The sequence below is a fragment of the Pigmentiphaga sp. GD03639 genome (genome assembly GCF_029845405.1).
GTDB lineage: Bacteria > Pseudomonadota > Gammaproteobacteria > Burkholderiales > Burkholderiaceae_B > Pigmentiphaga > Pigmentiphaga daeguensis.
In genome coordinates, this window is record NZ_JAOCLR010000020.1 from 69587 (window position 1) to 90689 (window position 21103).

Below are 21103 nucleotides of genomic sequence, written 5' to 3' on the forward strand. Positions count from 1 at the left end.
CAGTTCAAGGCAAGAAGCAATGACGAGCTCCGATCACTCTTTTGGCCCAGCATCCGGTCACGCGTCGATCGGCGAACGCAGCGTTGCGCTGCGCTCGCTCTGGTCCCGCGGCGCGCGTCTGGCTCAGGGCCTGCGCGAGGGAGGTGTCAGGGAAGGCGACGCGCTCGCGATACTGATGCGCAACGACCTCTGCTTCCTTGAGGCCATGATCGCCGCCAGCCTGCTCGGGGCCTATGCGGTGCCCATCAACTGGCACCAGAAAGCGGATGAATCGGCATTCATCCTTGCCGATGCGGCGGCGCCGGTACTGCTGGCTCATGCGGATCTGCTGGTGGGGATGGGCGGGGCGATACCACGCGGCGTGCGGGTCATCGCCAGTCCCACGCCGCCCGAGATCCAGCGGGCCTACGGGTTGGATGCCGGATGCTGTGCCGTGCCTTCCGGGGTGGAGAGCCTGGAGCAAGTGATCGCGGCCCATGGCGAGCTGGAGGATCGCTCCGCGGCGGGCACTCGCGGCAGCATCATCTATACCAGCGGAACCACGGGGCGGCCCAAGGGGGTGCGGCGCGCGGCGCTCGAGCCGGACGCGGCCCGCCGCTTCGCGGCGCTGTCGCAGCAATGGTTCGACCTGCGCCCCGGCGTGCGTACCGTCATGGCCGGCCCCATGTATCACAGCGCGCCCAACACCTATACCCGGTCGGTCCTGAATTCGGGAGGCAGCATCGCATTGATGCCGAGATTCGATGCCGAGGAATTGCTGGCGTTGATCGAGCGCGAGCGCATCACCCACCTGCATCTGGTTCCCACCATGTTCGTGCGGCTGCTTCGCCTGCCCGAGGCGGTCAGGGCACGCCATGACCTGAGTTCGCTGGAGTTCGTCATCCACGGCGCGGCGCCCTGTGCCCGCGAGATCAAGCAGGCCATGATCGATTGGTGGGGGCCGGTCATCCACGAGTACTACGGGGCGACGGAAACCGGCATGGCCAGCCGCAGTTCGTCCGAGGAGTGGCTGGCCCGGCCAGGAACCCTCGGCCGGGCCTGGCCGGGACGGGAGCTGCGTGTCTATGGCGAGAATGGCGAGCGCCTTGGCGCCGGGCAGATCGGCGAGATCTACGTGGGACTGCAAGGGGTGCCCAACTTCACCTACCTGAACGCCGACGCGCAGCGGGTCCAGGTCGACCGGGACGGGCTGGTTACCAACGGCGACGTCGGCTATCTGGACGAAGACGGCTACCTGTTCCTGGTCGATCGGAAGAAGGACATGGTCATTTCCGGTGGCGTGAACATCTATCCCGCCGAGATCGAATGCGCGCTGGCCGAGCACGAGGGCGTGGCCGACAGCGCGGTGATCGGCGTGCCCGATGCCGAGTACGGGGAAAGGCTGGTGGCCTTCGTGCTGCCGTCCGACGGCCTGGCCCTGTCGGAAGACGCGCTGCGCGGCTTCCTGAAGAGCAAGCTGGCGAATTTCAAGGTTCCCCGGGAGTTCGTCTTCGTCGATGAGCTTCCCCGGGACGACTCCGGCAAGCTGATGAAGCGCAAGTTGCGCGATCCCTATTGGGCCGGGCGGGCGGCGGCCATCTGAACGAGCACGCACCGAGGAGACGACGATGCGAACTATTGCGGTCGCGGCGGCCCTGTCGGCCGCCTTGGCGGGATTCCCCTGCTGGGCGAAGTATCCGGAACGCCCCATACGGCTGATCGTGCCGTATCCGGCGGGCGGCACCACCGACGTGCTGGCGCGCCTGGTGGCCAAGGTCATGGCCGAGGCATTGGGGCAGGAGGTATTCGTCGACAACCGGGCGGGCGCGGCCACCATCGTGGGCGTGGACGCCGCTGCCAGGGCTCCCAACGATGGTTACACCATCCTGCTCGCGACGGCCACGTCGTTCGCGGTCAATCCCCACATCTACAAGAAGCTCCCCTATCGCCTGGACGAGTTCATTCCGATCGGGTTCATCGGCGAAGCGCCCATCCTGCTGGTTTCTCCCGTGTCGTATCCCGCACGCAACCTGCCCGAACTGGTCTCCAGACTGAAGGCCGATACCGCCGGCACGGCCATCGCGACTACCGGCAAGGGCGGCTTCTCGCATTTGACGGCCGCCATGTTCTTCAACGCCATCGGCGCCAAGTACCGCGACGTGCCGTACCGTGGGGAAGCTCCGGCCATCCAGGACGTGGTGGGGGGCCAGGTGAACCTGTACTTCGGCAGCATGCCGGGCACGCTTCCCCATGTCAGCGCCGGACGACTGCGCGCCTATGGCGTGACGTCGGAACAGCGGTCGCCGTCGGCGCCCGCCATCCCCTCATTCGCCGAGCAGGGACTGCCCCAGGTGGTCGCCACGTCCTGGTTCGGGCTGTCGGCGCCCAAGGGAACGTCGTCCGACATCATCGCCACGTTGGGGGCGGCGCTGGCGAAGGCGATGAAGGAACAGAGCATGCGCGACAGGCTGGCGCAGGAAGGCGCGGTCACGCGCGAGATGTCGCCGGCCGGTTTCGCCGATTACATTCGCCGCGACAACGAGCGCTGGGGCGTCATCGTGCGGGCGGCCGGCGTGGAAGCGGAGTAGGCCATGAGCGGATACATGCTGGAGCAGGTGTTGTACGACCTGGGAACGCGCCGCGATGCGCGTGAGGCTTTCGCGGCTGATGCCGCGGGGTTTCTTGCACGCTACCGCCTGGAACCCGCCCAGGCCAGGATGGTCGTGGAATTCGACGTGGCGCAATTGCAGCGCGAGGGCGTCAGCCCATTGCTGACCTATGGCTATTGGATGATGAACGCGCCGTCGCGGACGAGGGCCTCCTATCTGGCGAGGCTGCGCGAAGCGCGGGAGGAGGGGGCATGGCAAGCATCGTAGGCGGCTTCGTCATGCCGCATGAACCCGGCATCTTCTACATGCCCAGGGAGCGCTGGACGGAAGGCCAGCACCGGGTCATGGCGGCCTATGGCGAGATCGCGCGCCGCATAGGCGAACTGGAAGCCACCGCGGTGGTCGTGGTCGGCGCCGACCACTACGTGCTGTTCGGGCCGGGATGCCTGCCGAGCTATCTGATCGGGATAGGCGAGGTCAGCGGACCTTATGAGAAGTTCGCCGGCATCGACCAGGGCGCGATTCCCAACCATGCGCCGCTTGCCGGGCACATCGCGCGCCATGGCCGGGACCATGGATACGACTGGGCCGTGGCCAAGGTGCTGCGCGTGGACCATTCGATCGGCCTGCCCGCGCGCGTGTGCGCGCTCGTCAATCCCTCGGTGCGCGGCGTGATACCGGTCTACCTGGCCAGCGGCGTGGAGCCGGTGATATCGCTGCGGCGGGCCCACCAACTGGGCGGCGCCCTGCGCGCGGCGGTCGAGGCCTGGGACACCGACGACCGCGTCGTGGTGATCGGTTCCGGTGGCATCAGCCATTGGGTCGGCATGCCGCAGATGGGACGGGTGAACGAGGCCTTCGACCATCGCGTGCTCGATTGCGTGGCGCGGGGCGATTCCCATGGCCTGCTGGAGATGAGCGATGCCGAGATCCTGGAGCAGGGCGGCAACGGCGCTTTCGAGATAAGGAATTTTCTTTGCATGATGGGCGCGCTGCCGGGCCGGACCGGACGAGTGCTGTGCTATGAGCACGGCGAAGAATGGGTGACCGGCCTGGGGTTCGCCGAAGTCCTGGAGCCAGCATGACGACTGACGTTATTCAACCCGGTCCGGACGAGCTCCGCGCGCTGGTGGATCTGGAACGTGGCGCGATCGACCGCCGCGTGTATTGGGACGAGGCCGTCTACCGGCTGGAGCTCGAACGCATCTTTGCCCGCTGCTGGCTGTTCGTGGCGCACGAGAGCCAGGTCGCGGAGCCCGGCGACTTCCTGACCACCTACATGGGCGAGGACGGGGTGATCGTGGCCCGGGACGGCAATGGCGCGATCAACGTCTTCCTGAACTCCTGCACGCACCGCGGCAACCGCATCAGCCTGGCCGAGGTCGGCAATCGCCGGCGCTTCACCTGCAACTATCACGGCTGGACTTTCGGGCTGGACGGCGCGCTGGTGGCGCTGCCCCAGGAGGACGTCTATCGGCAGACCTGCCCTGGCTTCGATCCGGGCGATCTCGGCCTGCACCGGGCCCGGGTCGCATCCTACAAGGGACTGGTGTTCGCGACCTTCGACGAGGAAGCGTCCGGCCTGGAGGATTACCTGGGCGACTATCGCTGGTACCTGGACGTGCTGCTGGACAACGATGAGGACGGTACGGAATTTCTGGAAGGCAGCATCAAGTCGCGCATGGCATGTAACTGGAAGTTCCCGGCGGAGAACTTCGCCGGCGATTCGTACCACGCCGCCTGGACGCACAACTCGGGCGCGATGGCGATGCTGGGGATGGGCGTGGGCAAGTCGAACCAGGAGAACAGCTACCAGATCAACGTCAACGGACATGGCTGGCAATTCGGCCTCGACATGGTCGGCAACGCGATGGTGCTGGGCGAACAGGACATCGTCGACTACCTGCGCGAGCGCGAGGAGCAAGTAGCCGCCCGCCTGGGCAAGCTGCGATCGCGCATGGTGGGGTCCATCAGTTCGGCCAACCTGTTTCCCCATATGTCCTTCCTGCCCGGCCAGAGCACTTTCCGCACCTGGCATCCCAAGGGGCCGAAGGGAATAGAACTGCATACCTGGGTGCTGGTCAACAAGTCCGCGCCTGAAAGCCTCAAGAGCCTGTACATGAAGGGGGTCATGAGGACTTTCTCGCCGTCGGGCACCTTGGAGATGGACGATGGCGACAACTGGGAGAACTCGACGCAGACCAACGATGGCGTGGTGACCCGGCGCCAGAAGCTGCACTACGCGCTGGGCCTGGACAGCGGCATCCAGCATCCCGAGCTGAAGGGGGCGGTGCATCTGCGCAAGTACAACGATTCGAACCAGCGCGCCTTCTACCGCCAGTGGCTGAAGCTGATGTGCGACGAGCGCGCGCACGTATCCAGGAGCTGAGCACATGCCCGTGAACCTAGGCGAGACCCCCACCCTGCGCAAGCCGGTCGCGCCGCCGCCGCCGATGCTGCCGCCGCGGGACCTGGTGTTCGAAGTGGAGCAGTTCCTGTATCGCGAGGCCCGCCTGCTGGACGACGAACGCTACCAGGAGTGGCTGGGACTGATGACCGAGGATGTCCATTATTGGATGCCCGGTATCCAGTCGCGTCACCGGCGGGACAAGAAGCCCAGGCTCGATCCCCGGCGCATGGCATTCTTCGATGACGACCTGCTGAACATGCGGCGGCGGGTGACCCGCTTTCTCGATCCGACGGCATGGGCCGAGGATCCGCCGACCCGCTCCTGCCACATCATCTCGAATATCGAGGTCGAACTGACCGATGCGCCCGGCCAATACCGGGTGTACTCCGCCTTCGTCAATTGCCGGGGCAGGGGCGAGGCGGAAGAGTACTGGTTGTCCGGCCGCCGCAACGACGTGCTGCGGCGCGTGGAGGACGGCGGCCTGCGCCTGGCGTCGCGCGAGATCGTCATCACGCAGACCGTCCTGCTGGCCAAGAACCTGAACGTATTCCTATGAATACACGGGCTCTCGAACGCGGCGCTTCTTCCTCGTCCGGCTGGCTGGCGGGGCAGGTCGCGGTCATTACCGGAGCGGCCAGCGGCATCGGCCGCGCGGTGGCCGAACGCTACCTGGAAGAAGGCGCGCTGGGCGTGGTATGCGTGGATGCCGACCGGGCTGGCCTGGACGAGTTGGCCCGGGAGCACGGGAGTCGCGTCGAACCGGTGATCGGCGACGTACGCGACCATGCGGTCCACGAACAGGCGGTCGAACGCGCGCTGGCAAGCTACGGCGGCCTGGACGTGCTGGTGGGCAACGCGGGGCTGTTCGATTTTCGCCGGCCCTTGAGAGGCTATACCGCCTCGGCCCTGGCGGCGACGATGGACGAGTTGTTCGCGGTCAACTTGCGCGGCTATCTGTACGCGGCCATGGCCGCGCGCGAGGCGCTGGAGGCAGCCGGTGGCTGCATGATCTTTACCGCCTCGGTGGCCAGCTTCCATGCGGGGGGCGGAGGCGTGCTCTACACCATGGGCAAGCACGCCGTGGTCGGCCTGGTGCGTCAGTTGGCCCTGGAGCTGGCACCCAGGGTGAGAGTGAACGGCGTCGGGCCGGGCGGCACGCTGACGGGACTGCGGGGCACGCAGACGCTGGGACATGGTGGCCGCCAGATCGATGCCGATCCGCGCGCCTTTGATGAACGTGTATCGGCGGCGGTGCCGCTGGCGTTCGCTCAGCGGCCGCGCGACCACGCCGGCCTTTATGTGCTGCTGGCCAGCCGCGACAACGCGCGCGCGGTCACCGGCGAAATATTCATGAGCGACGGCGGCGTGGCCGCCCGCTCGATTTGAGGAAACGGGCATGGACATTTCCGCGAGACATCCGGCCGTGGGCAAGACCGTCGAGGCCAACGGATTGCGCACGAACTATCACGAGGCGGGCGACGGGCCGCCGGTCATTTTCCTGCACGGTTCGGGGGCAGGGGTCAGCGGCTGGGAAAACTGGCATGGCGTCATGCCCGCGTTCGCGCGCCGGCACCGGGTGCTGGTCCCGGACATCGTCGGCTTCGGCTTCACCGAGCGGCAGCCGGGTGCGCGGTACAACATCAAGGTGTGGGTACAGCACCTGCTGGGATTCATGGATGCCATGAACGTGCAGCAGGCCGATCTGGTGGGCAATTCGTTCGGCGGCGCGCTGGCATTGGCCGTGGCGCTGCGCAATGGGCACCGCGTCCGCCGGATGGTGCTCATGGGCACGCCGGCCGGAGAGTTCGAGCAGCGCGCCTCGTCGGCGAGGTCCTGGTACTACCAGCCATCGCTGGAGAACATGGCGGAGCTGCTGCGCACCTTTCCCTACGATCCGGCCGTGATCACCGACGAGATGGTGAGGCTGCGCCACGAGGTCAGCCTGCAGGCGGGCGGCATGGACGCCTACCGCAAACTGTTCCCCGAGCCCGGGCAGGCGGGGGAGGTCAAGATGGTCAAAGGCATTCCGGAACGGGACCTGGAGTCGATCGCGGCGCCCGTCCTGGTGCTGCATGGGCGCGACGACCAGCGCGTACCCGTGGAGTGCGGGCTTCGTATCGCCCGGCGGTGTCCGCGCGCCGACCTGCTCATGTTTGGCCAATGCGGCCACTGGGTGCAGATCGAACGGCAGGATGCCTTCGTCCAGTCGGCCATGTCCTTCCTGGCGTGACCGCCAGGCTGTCTGTGCGATTCGCGCCCTCTACCCGATAAGGAAAGCCCGTGCTCGATTCCGATACCTCATTGCGGCTCGCGAAGGAGCTGGAGGCGGCTCAACACAGTCGCGTGCCGGTGCGGCAGTTCTCGCTGCGCCATCCCGACATGACCGTGGACGACGGCTATGGCATCCAGCGGGCGTGGATGCGCCTGAAGCGGGAGAGCGGCCGGACGCTGCGCGGGCACAAGATCGGCCTGACCTCGCGCGCCATGCAGCAGTCCAGCCAGATCGACGAGCCCGACTATGGCGCCCTGCTCGACGACATGTTCCATGAGTCGGGTCATGACATCGCGCACGACCGGTTTCTGGCGCCGCGCGTGGAAGTCGAGTTGGCTTTCGTGCTCGGCCGGCCGTTGCGCGGACCGGGAGTGACCGTCTTCGACGTATTGCGCGCCGCGGACTACGTGGTGCCCGCGCTGGAGATCATCGACGCGCGCATCGAGCAGACGGATCGGGAGTCGGGCCGGCCGCGCAAGGTGTTCGATACCATTTCGGACAACGCCGCCAGCGCGGGCGTGGTGCTGGGAGGCCGGCCGGTGCGGCCGGACGCCGTGGACCTGAGGTGGTGCGGCGCCCTGCTGCACAAGAACGGGATCATCGAGGAGTCGGGGCTGGCCGCCGCCGTGCTGGGCCATCCGGCCACCGGCATCGCGTGGCTGGCCAACAAGCTGGCGCGCCACGATGAAATGCTGGGCGAGGGCGAGATCGTCCTGGCCGGATCCTTCACCCGGCCCGTACCGGGCGCCCGGGGGGATACCTTCCATGCGGACTACGGTCAGCTGGGTTCGATCGGCTTTCGCTTCGCCTGACGGGGACATGGCATGAATCTGCCCGAGAATGCTTTCAAGCGTGCGCTCATCGACCGCCGGCGGCTTATCGGCCTATGGGCCGCGATGGCCGATCCCTATAGCCTGGAGATCTGCGCCCAGGCCGGATTCGACTGGCTGCTGCTGGATGGGGAACACGGTCCCAACGACTTGCGCAGCGTCCTGGCGCAGTTGCAGGCATTGGCCGCCTATCCGCCGGCGCCGGTTGTTCGCGTGCCCGACGGCGACGCCGTGCTGTTGAAGCAGTACCTGGAGATCGGCGTCCAGAATTTCCTCGTTCCCATGGTCGAGTCCGCGGAGCAGGCGCGGGCGATCGTCGCGGCGACGCGTTATCCGCCGCACGGGACGCGCGGCGTGGGGAGTTCCATCGCGCGGTCCTCGCGGTGGGCCACCTATGCGGACTACCTGTACGCGGCGAACGGGCAGATATGCGTGCTGGCGCAGGTCGAGACCGCGGCCGGCGTGGACCGTGTCGCGCAGATCGCCGCGGTGGACGGCGTCGACGGTATCTTCATCGGTCCGGCTGACCTGGCTGCTTCCATGGGGCACCTGGGGGAGCCGGGTCATCCCGAGGTGCGGGCGGCCATCGATCGGGCAAGGCGGGGGGCTTTGTCGCATGACAAGGCGGTGGGTACGCTGGCCACGGATTCCGCCCTGATACGGCAACATCTGGAGCAAGGCGCCAGCTTCGTCGCGGTGGGCGTGGATGCCGCTTTGCTGGCGCGCGCCACCCGCGAACTGGCCGCCGCCTGGATCAATCCAGCCTGACCTTGGCCTTGCGCACGACCTCGCCCCACTTGGCGCGGTCGGCCGCGATGAACGCCGCGAATTCCGCCGGCGTGTCCCCCTTCAGTTCTCCCCCATACGAGCGCCATTTCTCGGCCAGCTCCGGCGACCGCGCGGCCTTGCGCATGGCTTCGCTCAGCTTGTCGACGATGGCCTTGGGGGTGCCGGCCGGCGCCAGCAGCCCCTGCCAGGCGATGGGTTCGAAGTCGGCGATGCCCGACTCGGCGAAAGTCGGCACGTCGGGGAAGGTGGGGTGCCGCTGCTTGCCCGTGATCGCCAGCAGCTTGAGCTTGCCCGCGCGGATGTTGCCCGCCGCCGCCGGAAGCCCGTCGAACATCAGTTGCACCTGGCCCGCCAGCAGGTCCGCATAGGGGCTGTTGCTGTTGTAGGGCACGAAATTCAGCTTGGTGTCGGCGCTGAAACCAAACCATTCGCCCGACAGGTGGGAGTAGCTGCCCGGCCCCTGGGTGGCCACGTTGACCGCATCGGGCCTGGATTTCATCAAGGCCAGCAGGGCGCGTACGTCGTTGGCCGCCAGCTTGGGCGTGGCGATCAGTCCGGTGTTCAGGATGCCGAGCAGGCTGACCGGCGTGAAGTCCTTGGCCGCATCGAAGGGCAGCTTGGAATACAGGTGCGGCACGACCGACAGCGTGCTGGTGGTGCCGATGTACAGGGTGTAGCCGTCGGGCGTGGCGCGCGCGGCAGCCTCGGTGCCGATGATGCCGGAGGCCCCCGGCCGGTTGTCCACGAACACTGTTTGTCCCAGCACCTTGGTCAGCTCGGCCGCGATCTCTCGGGCATTGGCGTCGGGTCCGGTGCCGGCGGCGAAGGGAGCGATGATGCGGACCGCCCGTGCGGGGTAGTCCTCGGCGTGGGCGCCGGTCGAAACGAGGGCCGCCAGGGCGATGGCGGGCAGGCCGATGCGGCGTAACAGCGGATTCATGGAGAGTCTCCTGGGTTCATCACGATCGTGATTTTTGTTGGTCTATTATCAAAATAAGAGAATTCGTATATATTAAAAACATACGACAAACAAAAAATCAACTTTTATTCTCTTTTAAAGAGAACAAAAGGAGGAGTAATGACAATGCAACCCTCCCGCGCCCCCCAGGCCAGCCTGCCGCTCGCCTTCAGTCATCTTGGGCTGTACGCGCGCGACATCGACGCGCTGGCGCACTTCTACCGGACCGTGCTGCGCTTCACCGAGACCGACCGCGGCAACCTGGGCCATACCCGCCTCATCTTCCTGAGCCGCGACCCGGCCGAACACCACCAGATCGTCCTGGTGTCGGGCCGTCCCGACGACGTGCGGTTCAGCGTCGTGAACCAGATATCGTTCCGCGTTCCCGACCTGCCCACGTTGCGGCGCTTCCACGAACTGCTGGTTGCGGCCGGCGTGGATGACATCCAGCCCGTGACGCACGGCAACGCCGTGTCCATCTATTGCCGGGATCCGGAAGGCAACCGGCTGGAGCTGTTCATGGACACCGACTGGTATTGCGAGCAGCCGCTGCGCGAACCGGTGGACTTCCGCGACAGCGACGAGGAGATCATGCGCAAGGCGGAGGCCATCGCCCGCCGCTATCCCCGTTTCCAGCCTCGTGCCCGGTGGCAGGCGGAGGTCGCCCGACGGATGGAAGCCGACCAGCATGCCTGAACGTTCATCGATGACGGCCGACGTGGCGATCGTCGGCTACGGGCCGGTGGGGGCCATGCTGGCCAATCTGCTGGGGCAGGCGGGACTGTCCGTCCTGGTGCTGGACAAGGAGCGCCAGGTCTATCCCCTGCCGCGCGCCATCCATTTCGATGGCGAAGTCATGCGCATTTTCCAGAGCGCGGGCCTGCGGGAGGCGGTGCTGGAGGTGGCGCGTCCCGGCAACCAGGGCATGCACTTCGTCAACGCCGAGGGCCGGACACTGCTGATCCGCGGCGGTACCTCCGACGACGGTCCGCACGGGTGCGCCAACAACTACTACTTCCACCAGCCCGAGCTGGAGCGCGTGCTGCGCGAGGGCGTCGCCCGCCACTCGGACGTGGCGGTGCGGCTGGGCTGCGAAGTGACGGCATTGCGCGAACGCGGCGACTGGGTCGAACTGGACTTGTCGGACGGCGGCACCGCGCGCGCCCGCTATGCCGTCGGCTGCGACGGCGCCCGGTCGCTGGTCCGCAAGACCATGGACAGCAGGATGGAGGACCTGGGCCTGCACCAGCCGTGGCTGGTCTTCGATGCGATCCTGAAGGACGAGGGGGTATCCCTGCCCGCGCATACCGTCCAGTACTGCGATCCCGCGCGGCCCATGACGTACTGCAACGTGGTCGGACGCCGCCGTCGCTGGGAAATCATGATCATGCCGGGGGACGACACCGCGGCCCTGGTCCGGCCGGATACGCTGTGGAACCTGGTGCGCCGCTGGGTCACCCCCGAGCAGGCCGATCTCGAGCGCGCCGTGGTCTACACCTTCCATTCCGTGCTGGCGCACGGCTGGCGCAAGGGCCGGATGCTGCTGGCCGGCGATTCCGCGCACCAGACGCCTCCCTTCCTGGGGCAGGGCATGTGCGCCGGCATGCGCGACGCCGCCAACCTGGCCTGGAAGCTCGAGGCGGTGCTGCGCGGGCGCGCCGGCGAGACGCTACTGGATTCCTACGAGTCCGAGCGGGCGCCCCACGTGCGGGCCTTCGTGGAGCTGGCCGTGCGCCTGGGCGCCATCATCCAGACCACCGATCCCGACGCGGCCCGCGAACGCGACCGGCGCTTCTCGGCCGGCGAGCCGGAGATCTTCGAGTTCCCGTCGCCCGCCCTGGGGCCGGGGCTCCAGGGCGATGCGCCCGCGCCCGCCGGGCAGCCCTTTCCGCAGCCCCGGCTGGATGACGGCAGCCTGCTGGACGAGGCGCTGGGCAACCGCATGGCCATCATCGGCGAGCCCGGCGTGCTGGGCGCGGTGGGCCAGGCCACGCGCGAGCGGTGGCGCGCGATGGACGCGACGGTGCTCGACCGCCCGGGCCGTACACTAGCGGCCTGGCTCGATGCGCACGGCGCGCGGGCCATCGTGCTGCGTCCCGACCGCTACCTGATGGGCGTGGCGCGCACCTCCGACGAACTCGAGCGCATCACGGCCCGCCTGCCCGCGGCCGAGGTCGCTTTGTCCCGATGACCGCATGGAAGAAAAATCCGCCACCAGCCTGGAACGCATGCTGCGGGTGCTGGACCTGTTCGACGACGAGCACCTGACCCGCACCGCCGAGGAGATCGCGTCGCTGCTGGACGTGTCCCTGCCCACCGGCTATCGCTACGTGAAGACGCTGGGCGACGCGGGGCTGCTGCAGCGTGCCGGCGATTCGCGCTACGCGCTGGGCCCGCGCATCGTGGTGCTGGACTACTACATCCGGCGGGCCGACCCGCTGTTGCAGGTCGCGATTCCCCACATGGCCGAACTGGTGGAGAAGACCGGCTTCGATTGCGTGACCTCGGCCTGGTTCGGTGCGCAGATCCTGGACACGCACCGCGAGATGGGCAAGGCGCCCGCGACGCTGTCCTACGGACGCGGGCGGCCTCGTCCGCTGTTCAGCGGCGGCGCGCCCAAGGTCATCCTGGCTTCGTTTCCGCCCGCGCAGCTGCGCAAGCTGTTCGACGCGCATGCGGCCGACATCGCCCGGGCCGGACTGCCCACGGAATGGCCGGCGTTCCGGAAGTACTACGCCGCGATCCGCCGGGCCGGCCATTACGTGTCCCGCGGCGAACTCGAGCCGCAGCTGGCAGCCATCGCGGCGCCCATACCCAAGGCCGACGGCGCCGTCTGGGGGGCCTTGTCGGTGGTGATAGACATGCCGCGCATCGACGTGGTGGACGTGCCGCGCGTGGTGCAACTGGTCAGGCAGGCGGCGGGCAGGATCGCCGGCGAACTGGCGGGCGACTAGGGCTGCCGCCTTTCCCCCCGCCTCAGTCCGGCGTCAGCCGCGTATTGCTCGGCTGGCGCCGCTCGATGCTCCACTTCAGCAGCGCGGCGCATCGATAGATGCCGTGCGCGAACTTGCCGTAGGGCAGGGTCAGGAACAAGGCCATGACCACGCCCAGGTGCACGGCCAGCAGCAGGCCCATGGCGCCGGTGTCGCGCAGGGCCAGCAGCGCGAGGCCGGTCAGGCTGGTCAGGAACAGCAGGCAGATGAAGCCGCGGTCCATGGGGCGCTGGTCGGGATCGCCATGTGCCGGATGGCGGCGCAGGTTCAGCCACAGCAGGCCGGCCGGCCCGATCAAGAGGCCGATGCCGCCCCCGGTGCCCAGCAGCACGGGCAGGCTGGTCAGCGGATACGGCGCGTGCAGCCCCAGCGCGTAGTGGTAGAGCGTGGCCACGCAGGTGGCGGCGAAGCACAGCATGAAGCCATAGAAGGTGAAATGGTGGAAGCGGCGCCGCGCCAGCGTGAACGCGTCGTCCGTTTCATTGCAGCCCTTGCCGTGTCCGCCGTCCAGGTACTTCAGGCGCAGCGCGTCGTGCGCGGCCTCGGCCACGGCCGGCGCGGTGGGCGAGCCGGGCGAGACGTTCCGCCAGAAGCGCGTCACGCCCACTCCCAGCGCGACGATGGCCAGCACGAATACCGTGCCGAACATCGCCACCAGCAGGTTGTGGGGGAAGATGGCATAGAAATCGCCGGCGAGCGGCGCGTGCAGGATGCCGCCGTTCATGGCGGCGGCCAGCACCAGGAACAGCGCCAGCGCGAACGCCGTCCCCAGGGCCAGCGTGACGCCGTTGTGCCGGTACAGGCGTCCCAGGACTCCTGGCCAGGCGTAGTCGCCGTAGGTCTGCACGCGCACCTTGGCCATCGCGCGGGGCACGTTGACGCCGAATTCGTTCGGTGGCGCGTATTGGCAGGCGTGCAGGCAGGCGCCGCAGTTGTGGCACAGGTTGGCCAGGTAGTGCACGTCGGCCTTGCCGAATTCCAGCCTGCGCATCATGGCCGGGAACGTCGCGCAGAATCCCTCGCAATAGCGACATGCATTGCATATTTGCAGGACGCGGGCCGCTTCGTTCTCGTCGGCGGTCAGCGCGGTCGAACAGGCGCCGCCTTGCGCGGCGGCTTGGGTCCGCCATTGGATCGGCACGGCCTGTACGCCGGCCGCCAGGGTTTGCGCGTCGTGCGCGAGATCCTCAAGCTGCTTCAAGATCGGGTGCTCCGTGAATACGAGGGTGCCGCGCGGCCTCGGCGGCGCGGGTGCCGGCGATGCGGCCGAAGGCCGTGCCGATGGACATGCCGACGCCGGCGGTATAGCCCTTGCCCAGCACATTGCCGGACATCATTTCGCCGGCGCAGAACAGATTCGGGCTGGGACGCCCGCCGAAGTGCACGGCCGCGTTCTCGTCCACCTTGGTGCCGAGATAGGTGAAGGTGATGCCGGGGCGCAGCGGATAGGCGAAATAGGGCGGCGTATCCAGCGGCCGGGCCCAGTGCGTCTTGACGGGCGAGATGCCTTCCGTGCGGCAGTCGTCCATGATGGTGTGGTCGAAGTGTTCGCCCCGGCAAGCGGCGTTGAATTCCCGCACCGTCTGTTCCAGGCGGGTTTCGTCCAGCCCCGTCAGCCGCGCGAGCTCGGGCAGGCTGTCGGCCCGGATGCCGTTGAACACCGGCGGCATGAAGCGTCCGACCGCCTTGGCATCGATGATGGAATAGGCGATCTGGCTTGGCTGGAAGGCGACCAGCCGGCCCCAGATCGCATAGCGCTTGGGCCAGAAGTCCTCGCCTTCGTCGTAGAAGCGCTGGGCGTCGCGATTGACGACGATGCCCAGCGACACGCAGTCCAGGCGGGTGCAGATGCCGCCGTCGTACAGCGGCGAGCGCGCGTCGATGGCGACGCAATGGGATTGCGTGGGGTCGCCGATCATGTCGGCGCCGGCGTCGATCATGAACTTCAGCAAGGCGCCCTGGTTGTACCGGGTGCCGCGTATCAGGAAGTTGTCCGCCGGCCATTCGCCCCGTTCGTTCTGGCCCCAGGCTTCGCGCATCCATTGCAGGTTGGACTCGAAGCCGCCGCACGCCATGACACAGGCGCGCGCGGGGATGCGTTCGTCCCCGGCCAGCGCCGCGACGAAGCGATCGCCGTCCAGTTCCAGCGCATGCACCGGCGTGCCGTAGCGGATCTGCACGCCCAGGTTCTCGGCGCTGCGGTAGTAGGCATTGACCAGCGCCCGGCCGCCGCCCATGAAGAAGGCGTTGGTGCGGGCGATGTGCAAGGTGCCGGACAGCGCGGGCTGGAAGTTCACGCCATGCTTGCGCATCCAGTCCCGGCAACTGGACGATGCCCGGATCACCAGGCGCGCCAGCTTCTCATCGGTGATGCCGCCGGTGACCTTGAGCAGGTCCTGCCAGAACTCCTCTTCCGGGTAGCTGTCGACCAGCACGTCTTCCGGACCGTCGTGCATGCAGCGCAGGTTGCGCGTGTGCTGCGAATTGCCGCCGCGCCATTCCTTGGGCGCCGCTTCCAGCAGCATGACGCTGGCGCCCGCCTCGCGGGCCATCAGGGCCGCGCACAAGGCGGCGTTGCCGCCGCCGATGACCAGGACATCTATCATTCCGCTTTCCTATCAGTGAGGAGTCACTGTAGGCGGGGCGGCCGCGCCGGGCTAGACGGCGCGTGGGCAATAGGTGTTCACGATTCGTGAATGGTGGCGCCCGGCCAATGGCCGTCGCGCACCAGCGTGCGCATCAGGTCGGCCAGCACCACCCGCGCGGCCAGCGCCGCGGGGGACAACTCGTCGTCCGAGACGCTGGTGACGACGTTGCGCCGGAACAGGTACGGGTCGTCCAGCGGATACAGGCACAGGCGCCCTTCATGCATCCCGCCGGCGGCGACACCGGGCTGGATGGTGGCGATGGGCGCGTCGATCACGGTGTTCATCAGCGTGGTCAGGCCGTCGATCTCCAGCGCGATGTCCGGCTCGACGCCCGCGCGGTCGAAGGCGGCATCGACCAGGATGCGCAGGCCGTGCGTCTTGCTGGGCATGGCCAGCGGCAGCCGCGCCGCTTCCGCCACCGTCATCGGCTGGCGGGGCTGGCGGTCGGATACGAGATCGGGCCGGGCCACCACGAACAGCTTTTCGTCCAGCAGGGGCAGGACGCTCCAGTGCCGGCCGCTGTCGGTCTGGAACAGCACGGCCAGGTCCAGCAGGCGGGCGTTCAGCAAGCCCGCCAGATGGCCGGACAGGCTTTCCACCAGATGCAGCCGCACGTCGGGATAGCGTTCCTGCATGGCGGCGATGAAGGGGCGGGCCAGCAGCGATGCCGTCGACGGCGCGAAGCCTATGCTGACCGCGCCCGACAGCCGGGCCTCGCGCGCCGCGACCACGGCCTGGTCGGCGTGGCGCAGCGCCATCTGCGCCTGCCGCCAGAAAGCCAGCCCCGCGTCGGTGGGGATGACGCCGGTGGCGGTGCGCTGCAGGAGCCGGGTGGCCAGCTCGCCTTCCAGGCGGCTGATCTGCTGGCTCAGGGCGGAGGGCACCAGCCCCAGTTCGCGCGCGGCGCGGCCCATGCTGCCCAGCTCGACGACGCGGACGAAATAGCGGAGTTGGCGCAGTTCCAAGGTCGGATCAGTCCTCTGCCAGCAACCGATAGAGCGATGACCCCGACCGCATCTGCGGCTGGCCGTCCACCGTCGAGAATTCGAGCTCGACCAGGTCGCGCCCATGATTGACGGGCACCTGTATCGTCATCCTGGCGCGGTCGTCGCCATCGGGGCGCAGCAGCTGGCCGTCGTTCCACATCACGTATCCCGGCAACTCGGGCAGCGCGCTCAGCGAGGCGATGCCATCGCCCAGGACCAGCGCCACCGACTCGGGCGATTCGTTGGTCGGTTCCCAGCGCGTGCCCAGGCGGGCTTGCCAGGCGGCGGACAGCGGCGGCAGCGGCGCCAGGCGCTGGCCCACGGACATGGTCAGCCGGTAATGTCCCCAGCCTGCCGGCACGCGCTGGATCATGTAGTGCTTGCCGTCCAGCGTCAGCCAGCGGTAGCTGTTCCCCGAAGGCGCGTCGTTCCACCACCAGCCGTCGGCGCGCAGGGTCAGGCCCGTGGCGATCGGGTCCCAGGCGCCGGCCTTCCTGTGCAGCACGTCGATCGTGCCCGCACTGGCGGCCTGTACCTTGTATGGTCCTTCGTAATTGGCATAGATGCCCGCCAGGCCGGCGGCATCGATGGACGGCGACGCCGCCGCGGGGATGCCTTCCAGCACCGCCGGCACGGCCGGAATCGCGCGTGTGGCGGCCAGGGCCCGCAGCAGCACGCCTTCGGCGATGCGCAGCGGCCCGTAGGTGGTGCCGGCCCCCGTCAGCAGCAGGGCCATGCGCTGGTCGGGCAGCACGAAGAACTCGGTCGAGAAGAAACTCGTGCCGCCGTTCTTCTGCCAGGCCTTGATGCCGACACTGTCCAGGCCGGGCTGCCGCGTCGAGTCCCAGCCCAGGCCCCAGCGCCATTCGGGGCAGGGGTTGATGCGCAGGCCCTTGGTCTGATCGGTGCCCATCTCCTGGACCGCCGCCTGCGACAGCAGGCGCTTGCCCTGGTACATGCCCAGGTCCAGGAACATCTTCGCCAGCCGCATCATGTCGCCGGGGGTGGAGGCCAGGCCGCCGGTGGCGTAGGCAGACACGAATTCCTGTCCCATGCGCCGCCCTTCGTACACCGGGTGTACGAAGCTGCCTTCGGGGAAGGGCTGTACCGGGTAGGCGGAATGGCTCATGCCCAGGGGTTCGAGGATCTCGCGCCGCACGAACTCGGCGTACGACTGGCCCGTGACCGCCGCCACCAGGTTTTCCACCATGGTGAAGCCGTCGTTGCAATAGACCGCCAGTTCCCCCGGCTGGTGCTTCAGGTGGAAGTAGGCCAGGCCGTCCTCGGTGTCCTGCGCGTAGCCGGCGATGGGCTCGAATGCGAAAATGTTGCGCCAATTGGTACCGGGCAGCCCGGATGAATGGCTGAGCAGGTGGCGCAGCGTGATCTGGTCGTACTCGCTGGAAAGCATCGAGAAGCGGGGCAGATAGCGGGTGATGGGCGCATCCAGCGCCAGCTTGCCCCGGTCGCACAGCACCATCGCCGCCAGCGCGGCCAATACCTTGCTGACCGAGCCGATGTTGAAGCGGGAGTCGACCGTGGCGGCCACCTTGCCCTGGGGATCCGCGACCCCGAAGGCTTCCTGCCAGATGACGCCTTCGCTGGTCATCAGCGCGACCGAGACCGCGGTGGCCTGGTTCTTCTGCAAGGCCTGGCGGATGGCGTCGCGCCCCCACTGGATGGCCTCGGACAACCGGCCGGCGTCGGGAGCGGGGTCGTCGCCGCCTCCGCAGCCGGGCAGGGCATGGAGCAGGGCGCCGGCGCCGGCGAATTGCAGCCAGTGGCGGCGCGATGGGGAAAGCGGGAGCGCGATCCCTGCCGGCCGGGCCCCGTCGGGGCAATCCAGATTCAGTTTCGTTGAATTCATCTCGATTACCCTTACGTGGCCGAATATCGGGAAAACGATTCTATCCCGGCTCGACCGTGCGGAGACACTGTTTATGTCTTATATAAGATATAAGACAGTTGCGGCTCGCCGCCGCTAGTCCTACAATCCCGGCGATCGCCCTCAATCCCTTCATACCGGGACACCTCCAATGCTTGAATCCTACCGTCAACACGTAGCCGAGCGGGCCGCGCTCGGCATTCCTCCGCTGCCGCTGTCGGCGCAGCAAACCGCCGACCTGATCGAACTGCTCAAGAACCCGCCCAAGGGCGAGGAGCAGGCGCTGCTGGATCTGCTGACCCATCGCGTGCCGGCCGGCGTGGACGACGCCGCCAAGGTCAAGGCCTCGTATCTGGCCGCCGTGGCGCTGGGCAAGGACACCTGCCCGCTGATCGACCGCACCAAGGCCACCGAACTGCTCAGCACCATGCTGGGCGGCTACAACATCGGCGCGCTGATCGAGCTGCTGGACGACGCCCAGATGGGCGGCATCGCCGCCGACGGCCTCAAGAATACCCTGCTGATGTTCGACGCCTTCCACGACGTGAAGGAAAAGGCCGACAAGGGCAACGCCAACGCCAAGGCCGTGCTGCAGAGCTGGGCCGAAGCCGAATGGTTCACCAGCCGCCCGGAAGTGCCGCAAAGCCTGACCGTGACCGTGTTCAAGGTGACCGGCGAAACCAATACCGACGACCTGTCGCCCGCCCCTGATGCCTGGAGCCGCCCCGACATCCCGCTGCATGCGCTGGCCATGCTGAAGAACCCGCGTCCGGGCATCGAGCCGCAGGAGCCCGGCAAGGTCGGTCCGCTCAAGCTCATCAACGAACTGAAGGAAAAAGGCCACCCGGTCGCCTACGTCGGCGACGTGGTCGGTACCGGTTCGTCGCGCAAGTCGGCCACCAACTCCGTGCTGTGGTGGACCGGCGAGGACATCCCCTTCGTTCCCAACAAGCGCTTCGGCGGCGTCTGTCTGGGCGGCAAGATCGCCCCCATCTTCTACAACACCATGGAAGACGCGGGCGCGCTGCCGCTCGAGCTGGACGTCTCCAAGATGGAAATGGGCGACGTCGTCGAACTGCGCCCCTATGAAGGCAAGGCCCTGAAGAACGGCGAAGTGATCGCCGAATTCGAGCTCAAGTCCGACGTGCTGTTCGACGAAGTGCGCGCCGGCGGCCGCATTCCGCTGATCATCGGCCGCGGCCTGACCGCCAAGGCGCGCGAAGCGCTGGGCCTGCCGCCCTCGACGCTGTTCCGCCTGCCCAAGGAACCGGTCGACACCGGCAAGGGCTACACGCTGGCCCAGAAGATCGTCGGCCGCGCCTGCGGCCTGCCGGAAGGCAAGGGTATCCGTCCGGGCACCTATTGCGAGCCGCGCATGACCTCGGTCGGCAGCCAGGACACCACCGGCCCCATGACCCGCGACGAGCTGAAGGACCTGGCCTGCCTGGGCTTCTCGGCCGACCTGGTGATGCAGTCGTTCTGCCACACCGCCGCCTATCCCAAGCCCGTGGACGTCAAGACGCAGCACACGCTGCCCGAGTTCATGAGCAATCGCGGCGGCATCTCGCTGCGCCCGGGCGACGGCATCATCCACTCTTGGCTGAACCGCATGGTGCTGCCCGACACCGTCGGCACCGGCGGCGATTCGCACACCCGCTTCCCCATCGGCATCAGCTTTCCGGCCGGTTCGGGCCTGGTCGCTTTCGCGGCCGCCACCGGCGTCATGCCGCTGGACATGCCGGAATCGGTGCTGGTCCGCTTTAAGGGCAAGCTGCAGCCCGGCGTCACGCTGCGCGACCTGGTCAACGCCATTCCCTACTACGCCATCAAGCAGGGCCTGCTGACGGTCGAGAAGCAAGGCAAGAAGAACGTGTTCTCGGGCCGCATCCTGGAAATCGAAGGCTTGCCGGACCTGAAGGCCGAACAGGCGTTCGAACTGTCCGACGCCTCGGCCGAGCGTTCGGCCGCCGGCTGCACGGTGCGCCTGAACAAGGAACCGATCATCGAGTACATCAACAGCAACATCACGCTGCTGAAGTGGATGATCGCCAACGGCTACGAAGACGAGCGCTCCATCGGCCGCCGCATCAAGGCCATGGAAGCCTGGCTGGCCAACCCGCAACTGCTCGAGCCCGATGCCGACGCCGAATACGCGGCCGTCATCGATATCGACCTGGCCGACGTGCACGAGCCCCTGGTGGCCTGCCCGAACGACCCCGACGATGTGAAGACCCTGTCCGAGGTGGCCGGCGCCAAGATCGACGAAGTATTCATCGGCAGCTGCATGACCAACATCGGCCACTTCCGCGCGGCGTCCAAGCTGCTGGAAGGCAAGCGCGACATCCCGGTCAAGCTGTGGGTGGCGCCGCCCACCAAGATGGACCAGAAACAGCTGACCGAGGAAGGCCACTACGGCGTCCTGGGCTCGGCCGGCGCCCGCATGGAAATGCCGGGCTGCTCGCTGTGCATGGGCAACCAGGCGCAGGTCCGCGAAGGCGCGACGGTCATGTCGACCAGCACCCGCAACTTCCCCAACCGCCTGGGCAAGAACTCCTTCGTGTACCTGGGTTCCGCCGAACTGGCCGCCGTCTGCTCGCGCCTGGGCCGCATTCCGACCAAGGAAGAGTACATGGCCGAGACCGGCGTGCTGGCCAAGGACGAGAAGAACATCTATCGCTACATGAACTTCGACCAGATTCCGGACTTCAAGGATGTGGCGGATTCGGTAGGGGTTTGATCTGTGT

19 protein-coding genes are annotated in these 21103 nt (G+C 67.5%); 14 read left to right on the plus strand and 5 right to left on the minus strand.

Features of this window, described 5'->3' with window-relative positions; translation table 11 throughout:
- The first annotated feature begins 19 nt into the window (after positions 1–19).
- The 10 genes from N5K27_RS19590 to N5K27_RS19635 are packed head-to-tail and all read left to right on the plus strand — an operon-like array spanning position 20 to position 8868.
- On the plus strand, positions 20–1582 hold the full coding sequence (locus tag N5K27_RS19590) for an AMP-binding protein (protein WP_279818230.1): 1563 nt from the start codon (positions 20–22) through the stop codon (positions 1580–1582).
- Positions 1583–1607: 25 nt separating this feature from the next.
- Positions 1608–2567 carry a tripartite tricarboxylate transporter substrate binding protein gene (locus tag N5K27_RS19595; protein ID WP_130355479.1) on the plus strand — a complete coding sequence of 320 codons (960 nt, stop codon included), beginning with the start codon at positions 1608–1610 and terminating at the stop codon, positions 2565–2567.
- Between the two features lie 3 nt (positions 2568–2570).
- The gene (locus N5K27_RS19600) at positions 2571–2855 is read left to right on the plus strand and encodes an extradiol ring-cleavage dioxygenase (protein ID WP_124691327.1); all 285 of its coding nucleotides are present in this window, start codon (positions 2571–2573) and stop codon (positions 2853–2855) included.
- Positions 2840–3673, plus strand: coding sequence for a hypothetical protein (locus tag N5K27_RS19605; RefSeq protein ID WP_279818234.1), 834 nt, complete (start codon positions 2840–2842; stop codon positions 3671–3673). Before N5K27_RS19600 ends, N5K27_RS19605 begins: the two co-directional genes overlap by 16 nt.
- Positions 3670–4977, plus strand: coding sequence for an aromatic ring-hydroxylating dioxygenase subunit alpha (locus tag N5K27_RS19610; RefSeq protein ID WP_279818236.1), 1308 nt, complete (start codon positions 3670–3672; stop codon positions 4975–4977). The genes N5K27_RS19605 and N5K27_RS19610 overlap by 4 nt, the downstream gene beginning before the upstream one ends.
- Before the next feature lie 4 nt (positions 4978–4981).
- A complete protein-coding gene (locus tag N5K27_RS19615) occupies positions 4982–5554 on the plus strand; it encodes a 3-phenylpropionate/cinnamic acid dioxygenase subunit beta (RefSeq protein ID WP_279818238.1) in 573 nt (190 codons plus the stop codon).
- Entirely contained in the window at positions 5551–6384 is an 834-nt protein-coding gene (locus tag N5K27_RS19620) for an SDR family NAD(P)-dependent oxidoreductase (RefSeq protein ID WP_279818239.1), read from the plus strand. Before N5K27_RS19615 ends, N5K27_RS19620 begins: the two co-directional genes overlap by 4 nt.
- A 10-nt stretch (positions 6385–6394) precedes the next feature.
- On the plus strand, positions 6395–7228 hold the full coding sequence (locus tag N5K27_RS19625) for an alpha/beta hydrolase (protein ID WP_279818240.1): 834 nt from the start codon (positions 6395–6397) through the stop codon (positions 7226–7228).
- 50 nt (positions 7229–7278) lie between these two features.
- Positions 7279–8082 (plus strand): 2-oxo-hept-4-ene-1,7-dioate hydratase, encoded by an 804-nt coding sequence (gene hpaH, locus N5K27_RS19630; RefSeq protein WP_279818242.1) that lies wholly within the window; start codon positions 7279–7281, stop codon positions 8080–8082.
- A 12-nt stretch (positions 8083–8094) separates the two neighbouring features.
- The gene (locus N5K27_RS19635; protein ID WP_279818243.1) at positions 8095–8868 is read left to right on the plus strand and encodes an HpcH/HpaI aldolase/citrate lyase family protein; all 774 of its coding nucleotides are present in this window, start codon (positions 8095–8097) and stop codon (positions 8866–8868) included.
- On the opposite strand, the gene N5K27_RS19640 is transcribed toward N5K27_RS19635, so the two are convergent.
- A complete protein-coding gene (locus N5K27_RS19640) occupies positions 8855–9829 on the minus strand; it encodes a tripartite tricarboxylate transporter substrate binding protein (RefSeq protein WP_279818244.1) in 975 nt (324 codons plus the stop codon). The two genes, N5K27_RS19635 and N5K27_RS19640, sit on opposite strands and share 14 nt — an antisense overlap.
- A 144-nt stretch (positions 9830–9973) precedes the next feature.
- Here N5K27_RS19640 and N5K27_RS19645 point away from each other — a divergent pair, with 144 nt between their 5' ends.
- From N5K27_RS19645 to N5K27_RS19655, 3 genes are read left to right on the plus strand one after another with little or no spacing between them, the layout of a single operon-like run.
- The gene (locus tag N5K27_RS19645) at positions 9974–10543 is read left to right on the plus strand and encodes a VOC family protein (protein ID WP_279818245.1); all 570 of its coding nucleotides are present in this window, start codon (positions 9974–9976) and stop codon (positions 10541–10543) included.
- Entirely contained in the window at positions 10536–12038 is a 1503-nt protein-coding gene (locus N5K27_RS19650; RefSeq protein WP_279818246.1) for a bifunctional 3-(3-hydroxy-phenyl)propionate/3-hydroxycinnamic acid hydroxylase, read from the plus strand. The genes N5K27_RS19645 and N5K27_RS19650 overlap by 8 nt, the downstream gene beginning before the upstream one ends.
- Positions 12039–12042: 4 nt before the next feature.
- Entirely contained in the window at positions 12043–12801 is a 759-nt protein-coding gene (locus N5K27_RS19655) for an IclR family transcriptional regulator (RefSeq protein WP_279818247.1), read from the plus strand.
- Between the two features lie 22 nt (positions 12802–12823).
- On the opposite strand, the gene tcuB is transcribed toward N5K27_RS19655, so the two are convergent.
- The 4 genes from tcuB to N5K27_RS19675 form a co-directional block, all read right to left on the minus strand.
- On the minus strand, positions 12824–14041 hold the full coding sequence (gene tcuB / locus N5K27_RS19660) for a tricarballylate utilization 4Fe-4S protein TcuB (RefSeq protein WP_279818248.1): 1218 nt from the start codon (positions 14039–14041) through the stop codon (positions 12824–12826).
- Positions 14028–15446 carry an FAD-dependent tricarballylate dehydrogenase TcuA gene (gene tcuA, locus N5K27_RS19665; RefSeq protein WP_279818249.1) on the minus strand — a complete coding sequence of 473 codons (1419 nt, stop codon included), beginning with the start codon at positions 15444–15446 and terminating at the stop codon, positions 14028–14030. Before tcuA ends, tcuB begins: the two co-directional genes overlap by 14 nt.
- Positions 15447–15523: 77 nt before the next feature.
- On the minus strand, positions 15524–16453 hold the full coding sequence (locus N5K27_RS19670) for a LysR family transcriptional regulator (protein ID WP_087840710.1): 930 nt from the start codon (positions 16451–16453) through the stop codon (positions 15524–15526).
- A gap of 7 nt (positions 16454–16460) precedes the next feature.
- Complete coding sequence (locus N5K27_RS19675) at positions 16461–18341, minus strand: serine hydrolase domain-containing protein (RefSeq protein WP_279818250.1); 1881 nt, start codon at positions 18339–18341, stop codon at positions 16461–16463.
- 169 nt (positions 18342–18510) lie between these two features.
- On the opposite strand from N5K27_RS19675, the gene acnB reads away from it, so the two are divergent.
- Entirely contained in the window at positions 18511–21096 is a 2586-nt protein-coding gene (acnB, locus tag N5K27_RS19680) for a bifunctional aconitate hydratase 2/2-methylisocitrate dehydratase (protein ID WP_279818251.1), read from the plus strand.
- Positions 21097–21103 lie beyond the last annotated feature (7 nt).